General features: G+C 40.8%; 21 protein-coding genes and 1 pseudogene. 13 read left to right on the forward strand and 9 right to left on the reverse strand.

Going from position 1 to position 21558, the window contains the following annotated elements; genetic code table 11:
- Positions 1-10: 10 nt before the first annotated feature.
- The 4 genes from CVT14_RS03195 to CVT14_RS03210 are packed head-to-tail and all read left to right on the forward strand — an operon-like array spanning position 11 to position 3486.
- On the forward strand, positions 11-565 hold the full coding sequence (locus CVT14_RS03195; RefSeq protein ID WP_107849673.1) for a GNAT family N-acetyltransferase: 555 nt from the start codon (positions 11-13) through the stop codon (positions 563-565).
- A complete protein-coding gene (locus CVT14_RS03200) occupies positions 562-765 on the forward strand; it encodes a heavy-metal-associated domain-containing protein (RefSeq protein WP_009294304.1) in 204 nt (67 codons plus the stop codon). Before CVT14_RS03195 ends, CVT14_RS03200 begins: the two co-directional genes overlap by 4 nt.
- Position 766: 1 nt before the next feature.
- Positions 767-2944, forward strand: a complete 2178-nt coding sequence (locus CVT14_RS03205; protein ID WP_107849674.1) for a heavy metal translocating P-type ATPase — start codon at positions 767-769, stop codon at positions 2942-2944.
- A 2-nt stretch (positions 2945-2946) separates the two neighbouring features.
- Positions 2947-3486, forward strand: a complete 540-nt coding sequence (locus tag CVT14_RS03210) for a hypothetical protein (protein WP_021089688.1) — start codon at positions 2947-2949, stop codon at positions 3484-3486.
- A 2-nt stretch (positions 3487-3488) separates the two neighbouring features.
- Here CVT14_RS03210 and CVT14_RS03215 read toward each other — a convergent pair whose 3' ends face one another.
- Positions 3489-3878: a hypothetical protein gene (locus tag CVT14_RS03215; RefSeq protein WP_107849675.1), complete on the reverse strand. Its 390-nt coding sequence runs from the start codon at positions 3876-3878 to the stop codon at positions 3489-3491.
- 268 nt (positions 3879-4146) lie between these two features.
- On the opposite strand from CVT14_RS03215, the gene argH reads away from it, so the two are divergent.
- From argH to CVT14_RS11020, 3 genes and pseudogenes are all read left to right on the forward strand, one after another.
- On the forward strand, positions 4147-5547 hold the full coding sequence (gene argH, locus CVT14_RS03220; protein WP_107849676.1) for an argininosuccinate lyase: 1401 nt from the start codon (positions 4147-4149) through the stop codon (positions 5545-5547).
- 442 nt (positions 5548-5989) lie between these two features.
- Positions 5990-6310: pseudogene (locus tag CVT14_RS11015) on the forward strand (methyl-accepting chemotaxis protein); the annotation flags it as partial.
- 57 nt (positions 6311-6367) lie between these two features.
- A complete protein-coding gene (locus CVT14_RS11020; RefSeq protein ID WP_374220069.1) occupies positions 6368-6676 on the forward strand; it encodes a CZB domain-containing protein in 309 nt (102 codons plus the stop codon).
- 40 nt (positions 6677-6716) lie between these two features.
- Here the strand turns inward: CVT14_RS11020 and CVT14_RS03230 are convergent, their stop codons facing one another.
- Genes CVT14_RS03230 through CVT14_RS03240 form a run of 3 tightly spaced genes read right to left on the reverse strand, consistent with a single transcriptional unit; the run spans position 6717 to position 9597 of the window.
- Entirely contained in the window at positions 6717-7913 is a 1197-nt protein-coding gene (locus CVT14_RS03230) for an MFS transporter (RefSeq protein ID WP_107849677.1), read from the reverse strand.
- A 1-nt stretch (position 7914) separates the two neighbouring features.
- A complete protein-coding gene (locus CVT14_RS03235) occupies positions 7915-9120 on the reverse strand; it encodes a copper resistance protein NlpE (RefSeq protein ID WP_107849678.1) in 1206 nt (401 codons plus the stop codon).
- A gap of 48 nt (positions 9121-9168) precedes the next feature.
- A complete protein-coding gene (locus CVT14_RS03240; RefSeq protein ID WP_002940096.1) occupies positions 9169-9597 on the reverse strand; it encodes a copper resistance protein NlpE in 429 nt (142 codons plus the stop codon).
- 80 nt (positions 9598-9677) lie between these two features.
- Between CVT14_RS03240 and CVT14_RS03245 the strand changes: the two genes are divergently transcribed.
- Together CVT14_RS03245 and CVT14_RS03250 are read left to right on the forward strand one after the other, a co-directional pair.
- Positions 9678-10592 (forward strand): SPFH domain-containing protein, encoded by a 915-nt coding sequence (locus CVT14_RS03245; RefSeq protein WP_009294606.1) that lies wholly within the window; start codon positions 9678-9680, stop codon positions 10590-10592.
- Positions 10589-10981, forward strand: coding sequence for an NfeD family protein (locus tag CVT14_RS03250; RefSeq protein ID WP_107849679.1), 393 nt, complete (start codon positions 10589-10591; stop codon positions 10979-10981). Before CVT14_RS03245 ends, CVT14_RS03250 begins: the two co-directional genes overlap by 4 nt.
- A gap of 20 nt (positions 10982-11001) precedes the next feature.
- Here the strand turns inward: CVT14_RS03250 and CVT14_RS03255 are convergent, their stop codons facing one another.
- Entirely contained in the window at positions 11002-11214 is a 213-nt protein-coding gene (locus CVT14_RS03255) for a hypothetical protein (RefSeq protein ID WP_021084729.1), read from the reverse strand.
- A 132-nt stretch (positions 11215-11346) separates the two neighbouring features.
- On the opposite strand from CVT14_RS03255, the gene CVT14_RS03260 reads away from it, so the two are divergent.
- The 3 genes from CVT14_RS03260 to recG are packed head-to-tail and all read left to right on the forward strand — an operon-like array spanning position 11347 to position 15433.
- Positions 11347-12393: a dehypoxanthine futalosine cyclase gene (locus CVT14_RS03260; protein WP_048809766.1), complete on the forward strand. Its 1047-nt coding sequence runs from the start codon at positions 11347-11349 to the stop codon at positions 12391-12393.
- Positions 12394-13623 (forward strand): M16 family metallopeptidase, encoded by a 1230-nt coding sequence (locus tag CVT14_RS03265; RefSeq protein ID WP_107849680.1) that lies wholly within the window; start codon positions 12394-12396, stop codon positions 13621-13623.
- The gene (recG, locus tag CVT14_RS03270; RefSeq protein WP_107849681.1) at positions 13613-15433 is read left to right on the forward strand and encodes an ATP-dependent DNA helicase RecG; all 1821 of its coding nucleotides are present in this window, start codon (positions 13613-13615) and stop codon (positions 15431-15433) included. The genes CVT14_RS03265 and recG overlap by 11 nt, the downstream gene beginning before the upstream one ends.
- Positions 15434-15792: 359 nt before the next feature.
- Here the strand turns inward: recG and CVT14_RS03275 are convergent, their stop codons facing one another.
- From CVT14_RS03275 to CVT14_RS03290, 4 genes are all read right to left on the reverse strand, one after another.
- Positions 15793-16116: a hypothetical protein gene (locus CVT14_RS03275; protein ID WP_107849682.1), complete on the reverse strand. Its 324-nt coding sequence runs from the start codon at positions 16114-16116 to the stop codon at positions 15793-15795.
- A gap of 111 nt (positions 16117-16227) precedes the next feature.
- Positions 16228-17001: an ABC transporter ATP-binding protein gene (locus CVT14_RS03280; RefSeq protein WP_012001386.1), complete on the reverse strand. Its 774-nt coding sequence runs from the start codon at positions 16999-17001 to the stop codon at positions 16228-16230.
- On the reverse strand, positions 17001-18008 hold the full coding sequence (locus CVT14_RS03285; RefSeq protein ID WP_107849683.1) for a FecCD family ABC transporter permease: 1008 nt from the start codon (positions 18006-18008) through the stop codon (positions 17001-17003). Before CVT14_RS03285 ends, CVT14_RS03280 begins: the two co-directional genes overlap by 1 nt.
- Positions 18009-18011: 3 nt before the next feature.
- A complete protein-coding gene (locus CVT14_RS03290; RefSeq protein ID WP_107849684.1) occupies positions 18012-19067 on the reverse strand; it encodes an ABC transporter substrate-binding protein in 1056 nt (351 codons plus the stop codon).
- 219 nt (positions 19068-19286) lie between these two features.
- Between CVT14_RS03290 and CVT14_RS03295 the strand changes: the two genes are divergently transcribed.
- Positions 19287-21518, forward strand: a complete 2232-nt coding sequence (locus tag CVT14_RS03295; protein WP_107849685.1) for a nitric-oxide reductase large subunit — start codon at positions 19287-19289, stop codon at positions 21516-21518.
- The last annotated feature ends 40 nt before the right edge of the window (positions 21519-21558 follow it).

Below are 21558 nucleotides of genomic sequence, written 5' to 3' on the forward strand. Positions count from 1 at the left end.
AATCATACCCATGATAAAAAATGCTCAAAAACAAGATGCAAAAATCTGCATAAAACTACTAAATTTAGCGATGGAGGATATCGCCTACAAGCTAAGTGGCTACGACGATCCTGTAAAAAGCGATGAAATTTTAGAGAAATTTTTTAAAAGCGAGATAAATAGACTTAGCTATAAAAATGTCTATGTCTATAAACGTGACGACGTGATCATCGCTGCGATGTGCGCTTACTTTGGCGGCGACGCAGCGCAGCTTGATAGTGAAATTTCACAGCATCTAAAGGCTCTTGGCAAAGATGCCCAGATAGAAAAAGAGTGCTTTGATGATGAGTTTTATATAGATAGCATCGCTGTGGATGAGAAATTTAGAGGCCAAGGGCTAGCAAAAGAGCTTATCTTGCACTCATTTGCCAAAGCAAAAGAGCTAGGACATAAAAAGGTCTCGCTGATAGTTGATGTAAATAAGCCAAAAGTTCGTAAATTTTACGAGAGTCTTGGCTTTAAATTTAACACCAAAAAGATCATAAATTTACACGAATACGACCACATGATAAAGGAGATAATATGAAAACATTTGAGGTAAATAACGTGCATTGCCAAAACTGCGCAAATACTATAAAAAACGCACTTGAAGATGACTTTGGCGAGATAAAAGTCGATCTTAGCAAAGAGCCAAGGCAAGTAAGCGTCGATATAAAAGATGGCGATGTAGAGAAATTTAAATCAGAAATGGCTGATCTGGGATTTGACGTTATAAAGGAGCTTTGATATGCCTTTAAAAGTCAAGCTAAATATAGCGGGAATGAGCTGCGTAAATTGCTCAAACGCTATCGAGAAAGTTTCTAAAAAGATAGATGGGGTGCTTGAAGCAAATGTAAATTTTGCAAACGCAAGCGGTGAGTTTGTCCTAAAAGACGCCAGCGTGCGTGAAGTTTTAGAGCAAAAGATAAAGAAGCTTGGCTACTTTGTGGCGACAAATATTGATGAATTTGAAGCCAAAAGAGACGAGCATATAACTGCGATCAGAAATAAATTTATATTTGCATTTATAGCAAGCATCGTGATAATGGCGCTTGAGATGTTCGCACCTCAGAGCTTGCTAGTAAATTTACTCATGCTAGTTTTAGCATTTTTGGTGCTAGCTTTTAGTGGCAAAGACTTCTTTGCTCACGCCATAGAGGCTGTTAAAAACAAAAACTACGATATGAACGTGCTTGTAGCTCTTGGAAGCGGCAGTGCGTTTTTATACTCGCTTTTTGTTGTGATCTTTTCAAATTTCATCCCAGATGATCTAAAAAACGTCTATGTCTCAGGCGCAGCGATGATAATAGCCTTTGTTTTGCTAGGTAAGTATCTTGAAGAGCGCTCAAAAGCAAAGGCAGGCGACTACCTAAAGACCCTACTTAAAATTTCACCAAAGACCGCCTTTTTGGTCATGCCAGATGGACAGAGCAAAGAGGTAAATGTAAATGAGCTAAAAGTAGGCGACATCGTCATCGTAAAAAATGGCTACAACATCCCAAGTGATGGCGTGATAGTTCAAGGTGGCGCTGAGATAGATGCTTCTATGCTTACAGGAGAGAGCTTGCCAGTTTATAAAGAGGTGGGAGATAGCGTATTTGCCGGCACTCTAAACACAAATGGCTACATAAGCGTCAAGGTGACAAAGAGTTCTTTTGAAAGCTTGCTATCTCAAATTTTAAGCTTATTAAGCGACGCTAGCTCTAAAAAGATGCCTATCGGACGGCTGGCTGACAAGATAGCAAACATCTTTGTGCCAAGCGTCGTGGCGATCTCAGTTCTTACATTTTTAATATGGATAATTTTTAGTGGAAATTTCGCCTATGCGATCTCTAGCGCGATCTGCGTGCTTATCATCTCATGCCCATGCGCACTAGGACTTGCCACACCAATAGCAATCGTAAGCTCCCTCTCGCGTGGTGCAAAAGCTGGGATTTTAGTGAAAAATCCAGAGGTTTTGGAGCTTATAAAAGATGCTAAATTTGTAGCATTTGACAAAACTGGCACGCTAAGTAAGGGGCTAATCAGCGTCAAGAGTTCAAATTTAAGCGAAAAAGAGCTAGAGCTAGTAGCATCTGCTGAAAATTTAAGCGAGCATCCGATCTCAAAAGCGATCGTAAGATATGCAAAACAAAATTACATAAATTTACAAAAGCTAAATGGTAAATTTCAAAACGTAGTTGGTCAAGGCATCGTCTATGAAGATGAAAGTAACAAGATAATAATAGGTAACGAAAAGCTGCTTGCGGCAAACGATATCTTGCTAAATGAAGCAGATAGTGAAGCGATAAAAGAGGCTGCAAATGATGGAAGCGGCGTCATACTTTGTGCGCTAAATCAAAAATTTAGTGGCTTTTTAACGCTAAGCGATGAGCTAAAAAATGAAGCAAATGGCGTTATAAACGAGCTTTCAAGGCTAAATTTACAAAGCGTGATCCTCTCAGGTGATGATAAAAAAGTAGTGGCAAATATCGCTAGCAAGCTAAATGTGAGCGAATATTATGCAAATATGCTGCCTGAGGATAAATTTAACAAGGTAAAAGAGCTAATGAGCCGAGGTGGCGTGATCTTTGTAGGGGACGGCATAAACGACTCGCCATCGCTTAAAGAAGCAAGCGTTGGCATCGCTATGAACTCAGGCTCAGACATCGCTAAAGGCGCTGGCGATATCGTGCTTGTAAAAAACGATCTGCGCGGCGTGAGCGGGCTTGTAAAGCTTGCAAATGCGACTATTGCTAACATAAAAGAGAATTTGTTTTGGGCATTTATGTATAACGCCATTTGCATACCAGTGGCTGCTGGCGTGCTCTATCCAGTATTTGGGCTGCTTCTAAGTCCAGTTTATGGCTCGATGGCGATGTGCTTAAGCTCGGTTACTGTCGTGCTAAATGCGCTTAGACTTAGATATTTGAAGCTTAAGGACTGAATTTGAGACTTGGAGAGCTTTATAGCGTCGTAGCGGCTGCACTTGCTACAAATTTTAATGATATCTTGGGTGTCTCATCTTTTATGCGTATCAAAAAGACAAATGCGTGGATAACGCAGACAAAGAGCGATGCGAATATAAAAGGAAATGAGCTTTACGCTAAATTTATCAAAGATGAGAGTAGTGCGGCCTTGTGTGATGATTTTGTCATTTTGAAGGCAAAATTTGAAGCAAGCTACTATTTCTCAAGCGCAAAAGATGATTTGGCACAATTTTACAAGGCAATAAATTTTGAGCCAAAAATGGGCGAGGTTGATAGCATCTCAAATCAGCTCATTTTGATAGCAAATATCTTAAAAAAAGAGGCGACAAAAGAGTCTATGCAGCTTCTTGCTGCTTTTAGCCTCTCATTTTTCTTACCTTATGCCGAGCAACTTGCAAAAGAGCTTGAGCAAAATGCTAGCAGTAACTTCTATAAGTCAATGGGATACTTTTTAGAGGATTTTTGTTTGGTTTTAAAAACTATTATCGGTAAGGCTTAGTCTTAAGCCTGTACCATTTCTGTCATCTGAGTTTTAATGCTTAAAATGTTATTCTGAATGCTTGATTGTTCTAAATTTAGATGATGAAGCATCTGCATAGAATCACGATCTTTCAGGTGCTGGATGCTTGAAATTTGATCAGCTATATCGCTTCTTTGATCTTGTAATTTTTCTAAATTTTTTTGTAACTCTGTGACATCTTCTTTTCTAATAATTGTAGGTTTTTGTCTAACTTCTTCTCTTTGTTCGACATGCACATCATTACTTCTAACGATATCTTTTTTGCCATAGCCAGAAGATACTAATATGCTTGTTTTTGCGCTACTTGATGATATTGATGTAAAACCATCGTGATAAAAAATATTAGAGTTCATATTGGCATCTATTTGCATATCGTCCTTCCTTTTTAGTTTATTTCTTCATTTATAACTATATCGGCAAAAAATCAAAAAACTTGAAATAGTTTTTAAAAAGTTGCTAAGCGAATTATATTTTAATAACCTTAAATGTAAATTATATATATAACTTTTTTACTACTCTAACATAATTTTTATATTACATTTCACTTTTTTGACCAAAAAATTATTTTTAAAATGCTCGTAAAAGCCTAGTTAAGCACCATTTTGTTAAAATCACGCAAAACTAATCAAAGGCAAAGCTATGAAAAAAGATGAAAACGCACATAAAAAGATGTGGGAGGGCAGATTTAGCGAGGCTAGCTCGAAGTTGCTCGAGGAATTTAACGCTTCTATAAATTTTGATAAAAATCTTTTTGAAGAGGATATCGATGGCAGTAAGGCGCACGCTAAAATGCTAGGAATTTGCGGAATTTTGAAAAAAGACGAGTCAGAGGCGATTATAAAGGGACTTGATGAGGTTTTAGCTGAGATAAGGGCTGGTAAATTTGCTTTTAAGATAGAGGACGAGGATATCCACATGGCGGTTGAAAAGCGCCTTAGCGAGATCATCGGAGCTGAGCTTGGCGGCAGGCTTCACACAGCTAGAAGTAGAAATGATCAGGTCGCGCTTGATTTTAAATTTTATGTTTTGAAGAAAAATTTAGAAATTTCATCTCTTATCAAAGAGCTCATCGCCACGCTTACAAATTTAGCCAAAAACCACAAAGATACGCTAATGCCAGGCTACACGCACCTTCAACACGCCCAGCCAGTAAGCCTTAGCTACCATTTGCTAGCATACGCGTTTATGTTTAAGAGGGATTTTGAGCGTTTTGTTAGCTCGTATGAGCGAAACAACCTAAGTCCGCTTGGCTCAGCAGCCCTTGCAGGCACGCCGCACAAGATAGATAGGAGCATCGTTGCAAGCGAGCTTGGCTTTGCAGGTTGCACGCAAAATGCAATGGATAGCGTGAGCGACCGCGACTTTGCGCTGGAGATTTTATTTAACATTAGCGTTTTCATGACGCACGCTTCTAGGCTTTGTGAGGAGCTTATACTCTGGAGCTCGCAGGAATTTGGCTTTGTAAGCATTAGTGACGCTTATAGCACAGGCAGCTCCATCATGCCTCAAAAGAAAAATCCAGACGTCGCTGAACTCATACGCGGCAAAACTGGGCGTGTAAATGGAAATTTAGTAGCGCTGCTAACTACGATGAAGGGCTTGCCACTTGCTTATAATAAAGATATGCAAGAAGATAAAGAGGGCGTTTTTGATAGTGTTTCGACCATTTTAAGCTCGGCTACTATCCTAAATGAGATGATAAAAACGGCTAAATTTAATGAAAAAAATATGTTAAAAGCGACAAAAACAGGGCATCTAAGTGCTACTGATCTAGCGGACTACCTAGTGCGTGAGAAAAATATCCCATTTAGAACGGCGCACTTTATCACTGGCAAGGCTGTCGCAAAGGCTGAAAGCTTGGGGCTTGATCTAAGTGAGCTAAACAAAGAGCAGCTAAAAAGTGTCGATGAAAATTTAGATGAAAATGCCATTAAATTTCTAGATCTGCACGCTTCAAAAGAGGCCCGCACTTCAAAAGGTGGCACTGCAAATAAAAGTGTTGAAGAGCAAATTCAAATTTTAGACGACTGGCTTAAGTAAAAAGAGTTATAATTACGCAGAATTTACAAATTTTAAAGGATGAAAAATGTTTTTTGACAGCAAAAGCAAAGAGCTTGGTAGTAAAAATGAAGCTTTAGAGAGAGAAAATGAAGCTTTAAAGGCTGAGATTTTAGCACTTAAAAATGAGCTAAAAAATGCCAAAACTTGCGAGCCAAAAGAGCAAGCTAAGGATAAGCAAGAGGCTGTAAATTTGTTGCTTACTAGCTATCAAGATGGTATGAATTTCTTACAATCAACCATCGAAGAAAACCTAAAAATGCTTGAAAATATAAACCATTTAAATGAAAAAACCTTCAAAGAAACAGGCGAGCTAAAGTCTCAAACGGCTGAAATTTTAAGCTCGATCGAGCAAGTAAGTCAGATGAGCGGCGATCTCTCAAACGACGCCTCTTCGCTTGATGGAAGCGTAAATTCTATCGTTGAGATCATAAATCTCATAAAAGACATCTCAGATCAGACAAATTTGCTAGCACTAAATGCTGCTATCGAGGCAGCTCGTGCGGGTGAGCATGGACGCGGCTTTGCAGTCGTTGCAGATGAGGTTAGAAAGCTTGCTGAGCGCACGCAAAAGGCTACACTTGAGGTTGAAGTAAATATAAATGGCCTTAAGCAAAGTGCAAATACGATGATCGAAATGAGCGAGAGTTTTTCTAAAATTTCAGCAAATGCGATGCAAATTTTAGGCGGTTTTGAGGGCAACATCTCAAGCGTAAATGCCAACACGCAAAACATCCTAAATCAAGCCCTAAACGTAACAAACGAGGTCAATGTAAGCAACGGCAAGATAGATCACATCAACATGAAGCTAAATGGCTACCGAGGCGTCTTGCTTGGCGAGATAAATAAAATTCAAAGTGTGCATGAGTGTAGATTTGGCAAGTGGTATGAAAAGGATGTGAAAAATACCATCATCAAAGATCCAAGAACCCTCTCAAGCATAGCTGCACACCACGAAAATGTCCATCACGGACTAGATAAGGCTATGGCTATTTTTGCTGACAAAGATAAAGGGCATTTAGCAGGTGTCGAGATACTAAAAGACGTCGAGCACTCAAGTAAAGCAGGCTTTGAAGAGCTACTTGAAGCGGTAAAAGCTGCTAGAAAGTAAGCAAATATAAATGGCTGGATTTCTAGCCATTTAGACGCAACTACCTTATCTCATACTTTTTTGAAACTACGTGGTAGTAAAAGGCTCCAATGAAAAAGAGACTTCCCATAAAGGCTGCGATCATCTCCACGCTTAGTCCAAGCTCGTATAAAAAGCCGATCGCAAATGAGATAAGTGCGCTAAATCCAAGAAAAACCATATCGTTATACGCGATCACTCTGCCGTAAAACTCTTTTTGGCAGTTTTGCTGAAGTAGTGTGTAGGTGTAGCTCCAAAGGCTTGAGGTGCAAAAACCAGCAAAGATGATGCCAACGAGCGAGAGATAAAAATTTCGCAAAGAGAGTGCCCAGATGATGATGCCAAGCCCTTGACCGATGTAGATGTAGATGAGCGTTTTTTTATTCATAAATTTACTAAGCATGGCCGGTGCAAACATAAGCGAGATCGACCTTGAGGCGTTTAATAGACCAATAACTAGCGAGGTTGAGAGTAAATTTGCGTATCTATAGTCAGCCAAAAGCGCGATCAACGCGTCATAAGCTGTGATGCCAACAAAGGCATGCAAAAATATAAGATGCACGATGAGCCTATTTTCTTTTAGGTATTTAAGCCCATTTTTTAGCATTTTCAGAGGTTTTTCTATAAATTCTGGCTTTAGCTCGTCTAGTTTTAAAAGATATAAAAAGCCAAAACTGCAAAGATAAAGAGCTCCGTCGAGCAAAAAGGCGCTTTTTATGCCAAAAAAGTGTATATAAACGCCTGCAAGCCCCATGCCAGCGGTGTATGAGACCGCCCAGATGATTGAGTGGATCTCGTTTGCAAGCTTTAAGCTCTCTTTGCTTAAAATTTTTGGTAGCACGCTCATCTCTACTTGAAAATACATCCCTCCAACGCCGTTTCTAACAAAAATGATAAGCAAAAGTAGCCATAAATAATCAAGCGAATTTATAAAAAGCAGCATAAAAACGCTTATGGTCTCAACCGCCATCATGATAACAAGCATCGGTTTTGGGCTAAATTTATCAACCAAAATGCCACTAAACGGAGCGATGACAACGCCTGGGATAAATGCCATCGCCGCACTTAATGTAAGCGCCCACACAGGAGCGTCAAGCGAGATAAGTAGCGTAAAAATTCCAGTGTGCGAGAACCACACACCAAAGTAGCACATGAGCTGGACGGTGCTTAAAAGGCGGAAATTTCTCTCGTCCTTTAAAAGCTTAAGATACTCTTTCAAGCTACTGGTTCCACATCAGAGTTATCTGTTCTATCTGCGCCTCGTCTGGGATCTGGCTTAAGTTTGTTATCTCTTGTGCGAGCGGATTTTTAAGCTTTATAAGCATGTCGTGGCTGTCTATTTTTAGATAGATATTGTTTGCGTCGCTTTGAAATTTAGAGATAACAAGGGCGTTTTTTATATCTTTGAAATTTGATTTTAGGCTGATATTTTCTGGAGTTTTAAACTCATTTGAGTAAATTTCAATGCTTGTGATGATGCCATTTAGCAAGGTGTATTCAAAAATTCTCTCGTTTTTGCTTGTGACGATGTAGCTATTTTCTTTTTTAGTATTGTCTCTTTTTATGTTTTTTGCGCCATAAAATTTCATCACATCAGCATTTGCTGACTCGTTTGTAAGTTTTGCGAAAAAGCCCTTACCAAAGAGGCTAGATCTGCCTTTTTCTCTTTTGTAGTGTCCGCTTATGTGAGCATTTTTGCAAATTTTATCATTTGCGATTACGAAGATGTCGTTAGCAGTTTTATGCACGCTTAAAGCCACGCCTTTTTCGTCTAAAAGGTAAAAAATGCCCTTGTCATAAAGCAGCTCTGAGTTAAATTTGCAAAGTGGTGAGCCATCTTTTAGCGATGAGTAAAAGCTTATCTTTGCGCCATTTTTGCTAGGCACAAGCACAAGCTCTAAAAAGCCATTTTTGTCTTTAAATTTAGAAAATCTAGCAAAAAAACTATCTTTATATGCCTTATTTACCGGCTCGTAGTTATAAATTTGAGCTAGCACGCCAACTCGCTTATTTTTCTTATCATCAAGCTGAAGAAGTGAGTTTTTATTTGGCACAAAGTAGCTAAGTGAGCCGCTTTCATCTTTTAGCACGATAGCGCTCTCATCAACATCAAATGTGCCACCTTTTTCTACTAAGGTGGCAGCCTTATCCATCGTAAGCATAGTTTTTGTGTAGGTTTTGTCTTTATTTAGAGTTAAGATAGTCTTCACGCCCTCGCAGTTTGAGCATGGCAAAGTCGTGTAGTAGCTCGTGTAGATAGAGTTTGAAAGTATTAGTTTTTCTGGTTTTTTGGGTTTTTCATCTCTAAGAAGAGGTTTTTCTTCTTTTGATTTTTGTGTTTGTTCTTGATTTTGTGGCTTTAAATTTTCATTTTTTGCGCAGCCGATGATGAAAAATGAGATAAGTATGGCAAAAAGATATTTCATTTGCAACTCCTTAAAAATTGCAAAATTATATCATTTTGCCTTTAAAATTTATTTTACGCGTTTAAAGATGTATTTATCTTTTAGCTCGCCAGTGACCTCTTTTTGATCCATGTCAAGCATCTTTAGGTTCTCGCCATCGACCTTATAAAAGCTCTTCTCTTTATACTCATCAACGGTTGTGATGACGCCATTTTTAACTGAGTATTTGCCCTTGCTAACGGCTTTGTAGTTGTCTTTTGACTTATAGTTCATCACACTTTCAAATGTGCCGTCTTTTTTAAGCGTAAGAGTTGAGTCTATGCCCATGCAGCTAGCGCAAGGTAAAAACGCCTTGTAAGTACCTTCGATGCTGCTTACTGGAGCCATGCAGCTACCTTTTACTTCACATTTGCCTTGTGGGACGCTCGCGCTTTGGTTTGACGTAGCGCAACCTGCCAAAAGTAGAGCCGCACTTAGTGCAAAGATAAAATTTTTCATGCTGATCCTTTTTGAAAATAAAATTTAAAATGTATTATAATACTTAAGAAAATAACAAATTATAAATTAAAGGAGAGAAGATGCAAGTTGAGACATTTGGCGTTTTAGTCGTTGTTTTGGTTATTTTTGCATTTTTGTTTTTAAAAGCTGGCATCAAGATCGTATCGCAAGCAGATAACTTGCTGATCGAGCGACTTGGTAAATTTCACAAGGTGCTTGACGGGGGATTTCACATTATCATCCCATTTGTAGATCAGATAAGGGCGATCATAACTATAAAAGAGCAGCTTGTTGATATCACAAAACAGCAAGTCATCACAAAAGATAACGTTAATATTAGCGTCGATGGTATCGTCTTTTTAAAGGTATTTGATGCAAAAATGGCGGTTTATAACGTAGATAACTACAAGCGCGCCATTGCAAATTTAGCCATGACAACGCTTCGTGGCGAGATAGGTGCTATGAACCTTGATGATACACTAAGCTCACGTGATCGCCTAAATGCCGCACTTCAAGTAGCTCTTGGCGACGCAGCTGGCAACTGGGGCGTAAAGATCATGAGGGTTGAAATTTCTGAAATTTCTGTCCCGCTTGGTATAGAAGAGGCGATGAATATGCAGATGAAAGCTGAGCGTGAAAAGCGTGCGATCGAGCTAAAAGCCTTGGCTGAAAAAGAGGCACTAATCCGCAACGCAGAGGCGCTAAAACAAGAAAAAGTGCTTCAAGCAGAGGCGATAGAGCGTATGGCTGATGCGAAAAAATATGAGCAAATCGCCATCGCAACGGCTCAAAAAGAGGCTATGGATATGATAAATGACAGCATGAGCAAAAACGCAAATGCGGCTGAATTTCTGCTCGCTCGTGATAGGGTCGGGGCATTTAGCGAGCTAGCTAAAAATAGCTCAAAAGATAAAATTTTAGTCCCTTACGAGGCGACTGAGCTAATTGGCTCGCTTAGCGTTTTAAAGAATTTTTTAGCTAAGGATAAGGCGTGATAAGTCCTTTTATAATGATAGCCATCGGCGCGCTCTTATGCGTGGCTGAGCTTATGCTATTTTCATTTTATCTGCTCTTTTTTGGCGTCGCTTTTATCATCGTTGGGGCGATAAATTTTGGCTTTGGTTTTGAGTGGAGCTTTCAAATTTTAGCCGTCTTAGTGCTTGCCTTTATCTTGCTTGCGCTCTTAAAGGCGCCGTTAAAGAGTAAATTTATGGCTAAAAAAGAGAGCTATAACGAGGAGTTTTTAGACGAAGCTGGCGTTGGCGAGATCAGAGAAAATATGGTCTATTTTAAAGGCACTCTTTGGAAGTATGACGGAGCGCTAAAAAACGGCGAGAAAGTGCAGGTTTTAGGCACTAAAGGCGATAAGGTTATATTAAAATAAAGTGCCATTTGGCACTTTATCTATTTTGCGTGGGCTGGGCAGCCTGCTGGCATTTGCTCATGCATCGCACCTTGCATGCCATGATGTGGGCAGCTTGGCATATTTTCTTGCATCATTTTTTGATGATGAGCACATCCACAACTTGCACCTTGAGGCTTGGCTGGCTTTGGCTCATTTTTGGCACAACCAACTAAAAATAGCCCGCAGATAACGGCAAATATCACCTTTTTCATAACTTGCTCCTTTAAAGAATTTCTCACATTTTAGCCTTTAAAAATTAATTTTTCATAACGCCTGATTTATCATATTTAAAAGCATTTTTGGCTAAACTCTCGCCCAAAAATAAGCAAAATAAAAGGTTAAATTTGAAAAGACTTAGTGTAAATGAAGCCATCGATCTTATAGAAAATGCACCGCTTCACGAGCTTGGCAAGATGGCGTTAGCTAGAAAAAAAGAGCTTCATCCAGATGGCATAACGACCTTCATCGTAGATCGCAACATCAACTATACAAATGTCTGCTGGGTGGATTGTAAATTTTGCGCATTTTACCGCCACGCAAAAGAAGAAGACGCTTATGTGCTAAGTTTTGAGGAGATCGGCAAGAAGATCGAGGAGCTAATCGCCATTGGCGGCACGCAAATTTTATTTCAAGGTGGCGTTCATCCAAAGCTAAAGATCGAGTGGTACGAGGAGCTTGTTAGCTATATCAGCAAGCACTATCCAAGCATCACGATACATGGCTTTTCGGCCGTTGAGATCGACTACATCGCAAGAGTTTCAAAAATTTCTACAAAAGAGGTCTTAAGACGCCTAAACGAAAAGGGCTTATACTCGATGCCAGGGGCTGGAGCGGAGATATTAAGTGATAGAGTGCGTGACATCATCGCTCCTAAAAAATGCGACACCGCAGACTGGCTTCGCATACACAAAGAGGCGCACGAGCTTGGCATGAAAACGACTGCTACGATGATGTTTGGCACGGTTGAGAGCACTCGTGAGATCGTGGAGCACTGGGAGCATATCAGAAATTTACAAGATGAAACGGCTGGATTTAGGGCATTTATACTTTGGAGCTTTCAAGGGCTAAATACAAAGCTCATGCAAGAATTCCCAGAGATAAAAAAACAAAGTTCAAACGTCTATCTAAGGCTTCTTGCGGTCTCAAGGCTCTTTTTGGATAACTTTAAAAATATCCAAAGCAGCTGGGTCACGCAGGGCAGCTATGTAGGCCAGCTAGCACTTCTTTTTGGTGCAAACGACCTTGGTAGCACAATGATGGAAGAAAACGTTGTAAAGGCGGCAGGTGCGAGCTTTAGGATGAACCAAGACCAGATGATCGAGCTTATAAAAGATGTCGGCGAAATTCCAGCTAAGCGCAACACAAACTACGATATTTTGGAGAAATTTTAGATGAAAATTTTAGATATCAATGTAAAAAATGTAAAAATCCCAGTCGTTTTTGAAAGCTCAAAAGCGATGCCAGTAGTGAGCCTAAAGCTAGTTTTCAAAGCAGCTGGTAGCTCGCAAAATGGCAAGCTAGCTGGCCTTGCAAGACTAAGTGCAAATTTGCTAAACGAGGGCGATATGAAGCTAGGCTCGGCTAAATTCGCTAAAGAGCTTGAAGTAAGGGCGATCAGCCTAAATGCAAGCTGCGGCTTTGAGACATTTTGCATCGATCTAAACTGCTTAAAAGAGCACTTTGCCTTTGCGTGCGGCAAGCTAAAAGAGCTTATAAGCGCTCCAAATTTAACAGAAGAAATTCTAAATAGGTGCAAAACCGTCACACTTGGTGAGATCGCAGCAAATGAAAACGACTTTGACTACGTGGCAAGGCAGGGGCTCTTTGAGCTTTTGTATCCAAAAAGCGTGCTTTCAGAGCCAAGCATCGGCACTAAAAAGAGCATAAAAGCGATCACGCTTGAAGATGTAAGCAAATTTTTAAGCGAGCATTTAGACCTTTTAAACCTGCTTTGCGTGCTAGGTGGCGACATCGACGAGAAGCACGCAAAAGAGCTTGCTGGCGTTTTAGAAATACTAAAACCTGGCAAGGTGCGAAAACTAGAGCACTTTAGCCCAAGTGACAAGTGCGAAAGCAGTGAGATCATCAGGCAAAGCGAGCAGGCCTACATCTACTTTGGCGCGCCATTTGATGTAAAACCTGAAGAAAAATACAAGGCCGCAGTGGCGACATTTATCCTAGGCGAGGGCGGCTTTGGCTCGAGGCTCATGGAGGAGATCCGCGTGAAAAGAGGCCTTGCATACAGTGCCTACGCTAGAAATTTGCTAAATCTCTCTTATAGCCAGCTTTACGGCTACATGCAGACAAAAAATGAGAAAAAAGATGAGGCTATCGCCGTTATAAAAGAGGAAATTTTAAAATTTAGTAAAAAAGGCGTTAGCAAGGCCGAGCTTGAGCAGGCGAAGAAATTTTTACTTGGCTCGTTGCCACTTAGACTAGAGACGCTATTTAAGCGCCTTGACATCGCGCAAGGCGAGTTTTATGAGCATGGCGAGCTTGGGGCATTTTTAAAGGACCTTGATAAAATTTCAGCCCTTTCGCTAAGTGAGCTAAATAGCTTCATAAAAGCCCACGCAGAGATCAATCAGCTAAGTTTTTGCGTCTTAAAAAATGAAATTTGAAGCAAGCGATAGAGCAAAACTTCTAAAAATAGGCGTGCTTAGCCTGCTTGACCTTGCTCTTGTGCTACCAAAGGGCTTTGAGGATACGACGATCGCCAAAAGCCCAAGAGAAGGGCAGGTCTGCATAAATGTAAAGATCACCTCACTCGCCTCGCGCCCTGGCATGCTAACCGCACTTGCCTTTTGCGAGCAGTGGCAAAGTAGCGTAAAGATCGTCATTTTTAACGCAAAGTCTTGGCACTACGGCGCTTTTAAGGTGGGCAAAGAGATGGCGATATATGGGCTTTGCTCCTACGCCTTTGGCTCGTGGCAGATCGTAAATCCAAAAATCACCACAAAAATAGGACAGATCGTGCCTAAATTTAAGACCGAGCTAAAAGATGAGGAGTTAAAAAAACTTATCTTAAAATATCTAAATTTACAAAATTTAATGTCCGAGGGCTTGAATGAAAAAGAGGCTAAATTTCTAGCTGATCTGCAAAGGCTAGATGAGCAAAGCGTGCAAATTTTATATCGCCTAAAAAATGATGGCGAGGGCATTGAAATTTTAAAATTTGTAGAAATTTTTAACTACATAAAAAAGCTAAGTGCTAAAAAAACCTACTTTAAAAGCCCTAAAATCAAGCTTTTTGACATAAGCTCTTGGCTTAATGGCTTGCCATTTACGCCGACAAACGACCAGATAAACGCCATAAATGACATCAGAGACGACCTTAGCGCCGTGCAGGCAAAAAGGCGCGTCATAATGGGCGATGTGGGAAGTGGCAAGACGCTTGTGATCCTAGCAGCAGCGCTTAGCGTCTATCCGCAAAGTGCCATTTTGATGGCGCCAACAAGCATCTTAAGCGAGCAAATTTATAACGAAGCAAAGAGGCTGCTGCCCGCTTTTATGAATGTGATGCTGGTGCGAAGTGGGGAGAAAAAGATAGACTTTAGCGGGGCAAATTTGATCGTTGGCACGCATGCGCTACTCTTTCACGAGCTACCAAATTCGCCGCTTGTCATGGTCGATGAGCAGCACCGCTTTGGCTCAAATCAGCGCAAAAAGATAGAGGAGCTTGCCTCAAACGAGGACGAGCGAGCAAATTTCGTGCAGTTTTCAGCTACGCCAATACCAAGGACGCTAAGTTTAATCCAGTCTGAGATCGTAAATTTTAGCTTTTTAAAGCAGATGCCATTTAAGAAAAATATAACGAGCCAAATTTTAGGCGCTAGCGAGTTTGGCTTTTTGCTAACTCACATCAAAAAGCAGCTTGCAGGCGGCTTTCAAGTAGCCATCATCTATCCGCTAGTCGAGAGCAGCGATAGCTCAAACTACCAAAGTCTAAGCGAGGCGCAGGGCTTTTGGCTAAAGAATTTCAAAAATGTCTTCGTCACGCACGGCAAGGACAAAGAAAAAGAAGAAATTTTAAGGCGGTTTAGAGAAGAGGGCGAAATTTTGCTCTCAACCACCGTTGTTGAGGTGGGGATCTCGCTGCCAAGGCTAAATACGATAGTGATCGTGGGCGCTGAACGGCTGGGGCTTGCCACGCTTCATCAGCTGCGAGGCAGAGTGGGGCGAAATGGCGGCGATGGATACTGCTTTTTATTTACCAAACTAAAAGAGGCGCCAGCTAGACTAAAAGAATTTTGCGCGACAAATGACGGCTTTAAGGTGGCCGAGCTTGATCTGAAAAACCGCCAAAGCGGCGATATACTAAATGGCTTTTTTCAGCACGGAGCGACCTTTAACTTCTACGACTACGAGGACGATATCACGCAGGCTGCAAAGGCAAGAGTGGCGGAATTTAAAAATAAAGCTCAAATTTGATCTTGTGGGTTGTGTTAAATTTAGGGTGGGTGATTGTTTTTGGCTGAAGGGATATAAATTTGCGTCAAATTTAAGATGAGGGCGCAAACTTTTACGGCTAGTTTTAAATTTGATAGAAAATGGCAGCTATTACGCGGGTTGATTTAGCTTTATCGCGACTGGTCTTGTCTTTTTCAATATTGCTGTTAAAAAAGGTTGCTAACAAACTTGTCTAGGCTCTGTGGCAAAATGGCTCAGGGTTTTAAAACGTCTTTGCTTTTGCGCTATATCTAAATTTGTTTTACCTAGCAAAATTTAACCTTTCGCAGGCTCTTTTTTAAATTTATATGAAAATTTGATATGGCGAGATTTTTTGTCGCTCATTCCCAAACTCCCATTTTCTCTTTTTTAAATCTTGCTATCATATCCTCATTTCCGCATCGCTCGCTAATCCAAATCCACTCTTTGATATTCTTTGTCAGCCATTCGTTCTCTACCGCGTATCTACACATAAACAGACCCAAATTTGCCAAGTCATTTTCATCACCTTTTGCATGAAAAGTATTTTTGTCAATCCTAATTAGATTACATTGTTCGGCGAGTCTGTCCAAATACTCGTAAATTATGTCTAGCTTATACTTTTTCTCCCTTAAAACCTTTTCTTCATCGATCACGATCTTTGTGCCTAGTAGTGGGTAAGCCATAGTTTTTCCTTTAAATTTATTTTGCATTTTAGCATTTATGATTAGTAAATTTAAGTAGAAATTTTTAGATAAAACGAGTGATCTGCCCTTAAAAATTAAGAGCAGATAAATTTATAGTGGATAAGTGAGGCAGCAGTTTCTTTTTACTTCGTCGATGTAGCTCACGTTTAAATTTAGTCCGTAAAGCTTGCTTAAATTTTCGCTTCTAATGATCTCATCAACCGTGCCAAATCCAACCTCGCCATCACCCTTCACGAGTGCCACATATCCGCCAAGAAGCACGGCAAAGTCAGGGTTGTGAGTAGTTAGCACGACCGAGTAACCAAGCTCTTTTAGCCACTTGACGGTGCGTAGGAATTTATACTGGTTGCCAAAATCAAGCGCGCTCGTTGGCTCGTCAAATATGATCATCTTTGGCTGCGCTGCCATCGCACGAGCGATCATACACATCTGCTTTTGACCGCCACTCATCTGCGTGATAAAGCGATCTTCAAGATACTCGATCTCAAGCTTTTTGGTGTAAATTCTAGCGATCTCTTCGTCCTCTTTGCTAGGTCTTGCAAATATGCCAAGGTGCGCCGCGCGACCCATCGTGATAAACTCAAGTCCGGTGTAGTCATACTCTGTAACCTCGCTTTGAGCGACATACGCCATGATCTTAGCGCGCTCTTTGTTGCTTAGGCTATCTACGTTTTTGCCATCAAGAAAGATCTCTCCCGAAACTGGCTTTAGTGAGCCGCTTATTAAGCCTAAAGTTGTTGATTTGCCAGCTCCATTTCGACCAAGAATGGTCAAAATTTCTCCAGCGCCTATCTTTAAATTTACATTTTCTAGTTTGCCAGCCCCATTTGGGTAGCTAAAGTTTAAATTTCTAACTTCAAGCATCATGCAACCTTTTTATTTCGCCATAAAACCCAGACGAAAAATACCGTGCCGATAAAGCCAGTAAGTACGCCAAGAGGCACTTCGCTCACACTTATGCTGCGCGCTAAGGTATCTACAAATAGCAAAAATATCGCACCCATAAATATGCTTGCAGGCATGCTTTTTATGTTATTTGCTCCAACTAGCATGCGAGCTAGGTGAGGCATGAGAAGTCCCACCCAAGCGACTATGCCGCTTATGCAGACGCTGCACGCTGTAAGAAGCGTAGCGCAGATGATAATGACAGCGCGCTCAAAAGCCACATTTACGCCTAGTCTTGCCGCACTCTCGTCGCCAAGAGAGAGCAAATTTATACGCCAGCTCATGGCTATTAGCAAAACGGCGCAGATGATCATCACTGGGGCGATGTATATTAAGTTATCGCTATCAAGCTTAGCAAGGCTACCAAGCTGCCAATAAACGATGTCAGGTAGCTTTGTCTCAGGGTCTGCGACATATTTTAAAAAGCCGATTATTGAGCCCATGAGGCCACTTACAATGATACCAGAAAGAACCAGCATAAGCGTGCTCGTGCGACCCATCATCTTTGGTATGGCTAGCGTGATAGCAACGGCTGCTAGGCCAAAGCCAAAGGCAAAAGCCTGCACCCAAAATAGTGATAGATCAAAGATGATAGCAGTTGCAGCTCCCACGCAAGCGCCCGCTGAAACGCCTAGAAGATCAGGGCTAACTAGCTGGTTTTTAAAGACACCTTGATAGGCTGCACCACTCACGCTAAGAGCGGCTCCAACAAGGATAGCTGCGATGATGCGCGGGATACGTAAATTTTCTATAACGTTTGTGATGTTGCTAGCTGCACCATCTCCAAAACCAAAGCTGTGAGCCAGCACGCTAAAGACGTCGTTAAAAGGTATGTAAAATCTACCAACGCCCAGTGCGACAAAGGCGCAAAGAAGCGTTAGTAGAGCTAAAAAGATAACAACTATTGAAAAATTTGCGTTTTTCATATCTTACTTGCTGCTACCGTCTGGATTTAGGCCTTTTAGGATATAGCCGTACTCTGTATCGCTAAGATCGTGATTTAAGAACTCTTTATAAAATTCTTTTGTTTTTGCTTTTATATCGACATCTTTAAATAGATCTGGTTGGATAGTCTTTGCTGCCCATAAAATTTGAAGCACGTTTTCAGCGCCGTATCTATCCCAGCTAAATACACCTTTTGGGTTGCCATAAACTTTACCGTTTTTAACAGCATTTGAGCCAGAGAATGCAGGGTGCTCTTTTATCTTTTTGATCTGTGCGTCTGTGTCATTGCCGCCAACGATGATGATATCAGGATTTGCATTGATGATCTCTTCAGCGCTAACTTCGATCATTGAGCCCTCAGTATTGATAGCATTTACACCGCCACCTAGCTTGATCCAAGTGTTTTGGATAGTGTTTGTACCATCAATTTTTAGCAAATTCGCTCCGCCAAGAAGGTGAAGTACTTTTGGACGTTTAGCGTCAGGGATGTTTTTTGTTCTTGCTGTTACAAACTCGGAGTTATCGTGGATTTTATTAGCAAGTTTTTCAGCTTTTTTTCTAGCGTCATCAGTGCCTATGACTTCAGCTGTTGCGTAGATGCTTTTCTCCATATCTGGATAGTCTCTAAAGATCAAATTTACCGCGCTAAAGCCGTTTTTGATAAGTTCATCTTGGTAGTTTTTGCTTGATACCACGATAACATCAGGAGCAAGCTTAACAAGCTCTTCGATCTGAAGGTCTTTGCCGTTTAGTGCAGCTGGCAAATTTTTAAGTTTTGGATAGACGTGCTCAAACCACTTGTTTGTTTTGATCAGATCAGTTGTGGCTACAACCTTATCCATACCGCCAAGTGCTAGGATGATCTCGTTGTTTGCATTCCATAATGCAGCGATCTTCTCAACCTTCTCAGGCACGCTTACTTTGACGCCTTTCATATCTGTGATGCTTCTAGCAGACTCAGCTGCGCTTAGGCTAAGAGCTGCAAAAAGTGAAGCAACAAGGCCTATTTTAGCCACTTTGTGCATGAAATTCATTTGCATATTTTTTCCTTTTTTCGTGTGAAATAGTTTGGTTGATATATTACTGTTATTTACATTAATGTTATGTAAAATTTGCATATACATTGTGAAAAAAATGCATATTATTGTAAATTTCTATAAAACTAATAGGATAAATATTCTCCTTTTATTGATATATGTCATTAGTCACTATTTTGAAATGAGATAAACTTTCTCCTAAATTTTAAAAAAGGAGAATCAATGCGTGAATACAAAAGATACTGGCTCGCACTTGTTGCTGTGCTGGTAGTTTGCTTTAGTATTTTAGGCTACTACGGCGTTGAGGTTTATAGAAATTCACCTCCAGTTGTAAATTTCACTGACGAAAATGGCAAGGTCGTGATCGACAAAGAGAGTATCTATAAAGGTCAAGAGGCTTGGCAAAGCATAGGCGGTATGCAGGTTGGCTCTGTTTGGGGACACGGAGCATATCAAGCGCCTGATTGGAGTGCGGACTGGCTTCACAAAGAGCTAGTTGCCTTTTTAGAGATCAAAGCTGATGAAATTTATCATCTAAAATACGCTGAACTAAATGACGAGCAAAAGGCAAATTTAAAGGTTTTGCTCAAAAAAGAGTATAGAGAAAATAGCGTAAAGGACGATAAATTTGTGCTAAGCGCTGATAGGCTAAAGGCAATAAGTCAAGTAGCTAGCGAGTATGCTGCGCTTTTTGGTAATGACCCTAAATTTAAGCCTTTAAGAGAAGCTTATGCGATGAAAGAAAATACGCTTCCAAATGCTAGCGACAGAGCTGATCTAAACAACTTCTTCTTCTGGTCAGCCTGGGCGACAGCGACAAACAGACCTAGTAGCGAGGCAACTTATACAAACAACTGGCCGCACGAACCACTAATCGATAACGTGCCAACAAGTGAGAATGTCTTTTGGTCGATTGCAAGCCTCGTGATACTTCTAGCTGGCATTGGCTTGCTTGTTTGGTTTAGCTCATTTTATGGCAAAAAAGACGATGAAAAGCTTGAGCCTATCAGCGAAGATCCGCTTAAAAAGCTAAATTTAACACCATCGCAAAAGGCGCTTAAAAAGTATCTCTTTGTCACGCTGGCACTATTTGCGTTTCAAATTTTAATAGGTGGTTTTACGGCTCACTACACAGTCGAAGGACAAGAATTTTATGGCATAAATTTATCAGCCTACATTCCTTATTCGCTTGCTAGAACGTGGCATATACAAGCTAGTATCTTCTGGATAGCGACCGGATTTTTAGCAGCTGGACTATTTTTAGCCCCTATCATAAATGGCGGCAAGGATCCAAAGTTTCAAAAGCTTGGCGTTGATCTGCTCTTTTACGCGCTACTTTTCCTTGTAGTTGGCAGTTTTGTGGGCGAATATTTAGCTATCGCAAACATCATGCCTATAAATTTAAGCTTCTGGCTTGGACATCAAGGATATGAATATATCGATCTTGGACGAGTTTGGCAGATCATTTTGTTTGTTGGTCTTGTCATCTGGATGCTTCTGCTTCTTCGTGGATTTGCAGGTGGGTTTAAAAACAAAGGCGATAAAAATTTACTTGCTATCTTTGCTATGTCAGCGGTTGCGGTTGGCTTGTTTTACGGAGCAGGGCTATTTTATGGTCAAAGAAGTCCGCTTCCAGTGATGGAGTACTGGCGCTGGTGGGTTGTACACCTTTGGGTTGAGGGCTTTTTTGAGGTATTTGCGACAGCATCACTTGCCTTTGTCTTTGTTTCTTTGGGCCTTGTCTCAAAAAGATTTGCGACATTTTCAACGCTTGCAAGTGCGTCACTCTTTATGATAGGCGGGATCCCAGGCACCTTCCATCACCTCTACTTTGCAGGCACTACAACGCCTATAATGGCTATTGGTGCAAGCTTTTCAGCGCTTGAGGTCGTGCCTTTGGTCTTGCTTGGAGCTGAGGCGTATGAGCACTACAAACTCCAGTTTGCTCAAAGCTGGGCAAAAACGCTTAAGTGGCCACTTTACTGCTTCATCGCAGTTGCCTTTTGGAATATGCTAGGTGCTGGTGTCTTTGGATTTTTGATAAATCCTCCAATTTCACTATTTTACATCCAAGGACTAAATACAACGCCAGTTCACGGACACGCGGCACTATTTGGTGTTTATGGATTTTTGGCACTTGGCTTTGTTTGGCTTGTGGCTACTTATCTATTTAAAGGGCAAGAATTTGATGAAAATCTGATGAAAGTTGGCTTTTGGGGACTAAATGCAGGACTTATGCTAATGATCGTGCTTTCACTACTTCCAATAGGAATTTATCAAGCATTTGCAAGCTTGGAGCAGGGCATGTGGTATGCAAGAAGTGCTGAGTTTTTACAACAGTCACACTTGCAAAATTTAAGATGGCTAAGGATGCTTGGCGATACGATTTTGATAATCGGCGGCATCTGCTTCTTTGCTCAGCTTTTAAAATTTATGCTTAACAAAAAGGCTTAAATTTATGGGGGCGCTTTGCCCCCTTTATTTAAGCTATCTT

It is taken from the genome of Campylobacter concisus (assembly GCF_003048445.1).
Lineage (GTDB): Bacteria > Campylobacterota > Campylobacteria > Campylobacterales > Campylobacteraceae > Campylobacter_A > Campylobacter_A concisus_BF.

Bases quoted from the DNA above. Each gene is read 5' to 3' on its own strand.
- CVT14_RS03195 (WP_107849673.1), top strand. From the start codon at position 11: ATGATAAAAAATGCTCAAAAACAAGATGCAAAAATCTGCATAAAACTA.
- CVT14_RS03200 (WP_009294304.1), top strand. From the start codon at position 562: ATGAAAACATTTGAGGTAAATAACGTGCATTGCCAAAACTGCGCAAAT.
- CVT14_RS03205 (WP_107849674.1), top strand. From the start codon at position 767: ATGCCTTTAAAAGTCAAGCTAAATATAGCGGGAATGAGCTGCGTAAAT.
- CVT14_RS03215 (WP_107849675.1), bottom strand. From the start codon at position 3,878: ATGCAAATAGATGCCAATATGAACTCTAATATTTTTTATCACGATGGT.
- argH (WP_107849676.1), top strand. From the start codon at position 4,147: ATGAAAAAAGATGAAAACGCACATAAAAAGATGTGGGAGGGCAGATTT.
- CVT14_RS11020 (WP_374220069.1), top strand. From the start codon at position 6,368: ATGAAGCTAAATGGCTACCGAGGCGTCTTGCTTGGCGAGATAAATAAA.
- CVT14_RS03235 (WP_107849678.1), bottom strand. From the start codon at position 9,120: ATGAAATATCTTTTTGCCATACTTATCTCATTTTTCATCATCGGCTGC.
- CVT14_RS03240 (WP_002940096.1), bottom strand. From the start codon at position 9,597: ATGAAAAATTTTATCTTTGCACTAAGTGCGGCTCTACTTTTGGCAGGT.
- CVT14_RS03245 (WP_009294606.1), top strand. From the start codon at position 9,678: ATGCAAGTTGAGACATTTGGCGTTTTAGTCGTTGTTTTGGTTATTTTT.
- CVT14_RS03255 (WP_021084729.1), bottom strand. From the start codon at position 11,214: ATGAAAAAGGTGATATTTGCCGTTATCTGCGGGCTATTTTTAGTTGGT.
- CVT14_RS03265 (WP_107849680.1), top strand. From the start codon at position 12,394: ATGAAAATTTTAGATATCAATGTAAAAAATGTAAAAATCCCAGTCGTT.
- recG (WP_107849681.1), top strand. From the start codon at position 13,613: ATGAAATTTGAAGCAAGCGATAGAGCAAAACTTCTAAAAATAGGCGTG.
- CVT14_RS03275 (WP_107849682.1), bottom strand. From the start codon at position 16,116: ATGGCTTACCCACTACTAGGCACAAAGATCGTGATCGATGAAGAAAAG.
- CVT14_RS03280 (WP_012001386.1), bottom strand. From the start codon at position 17,001: ATGCTTGAAGTTAGAAATTTAAACTTTAGCTACCCAAATGGGGCTGGC.
- CVT14_RS03285 (WP_107849683.1), bottom strand. From the start codon at position 18,008: ATGAAAAACGCAAATTTTTCAATAGTTGTTATCTTTTTAGCTCTACTA.
- CVT14_RS03290 (WP_107849684.1), bottom strand. From the start codon at position 19,067: ATGCAAATGAATTTCATGCACAAAGTGGCTAAAATAGGCCTTGTTGCT.
- CVT14_RS03295 (WP_107849685.1), top strand. From the start codon at position 19,287: ATGCGTGAATACAAAAGATACTGGCTCGCACTTGTTGCTGTGCTGGTA.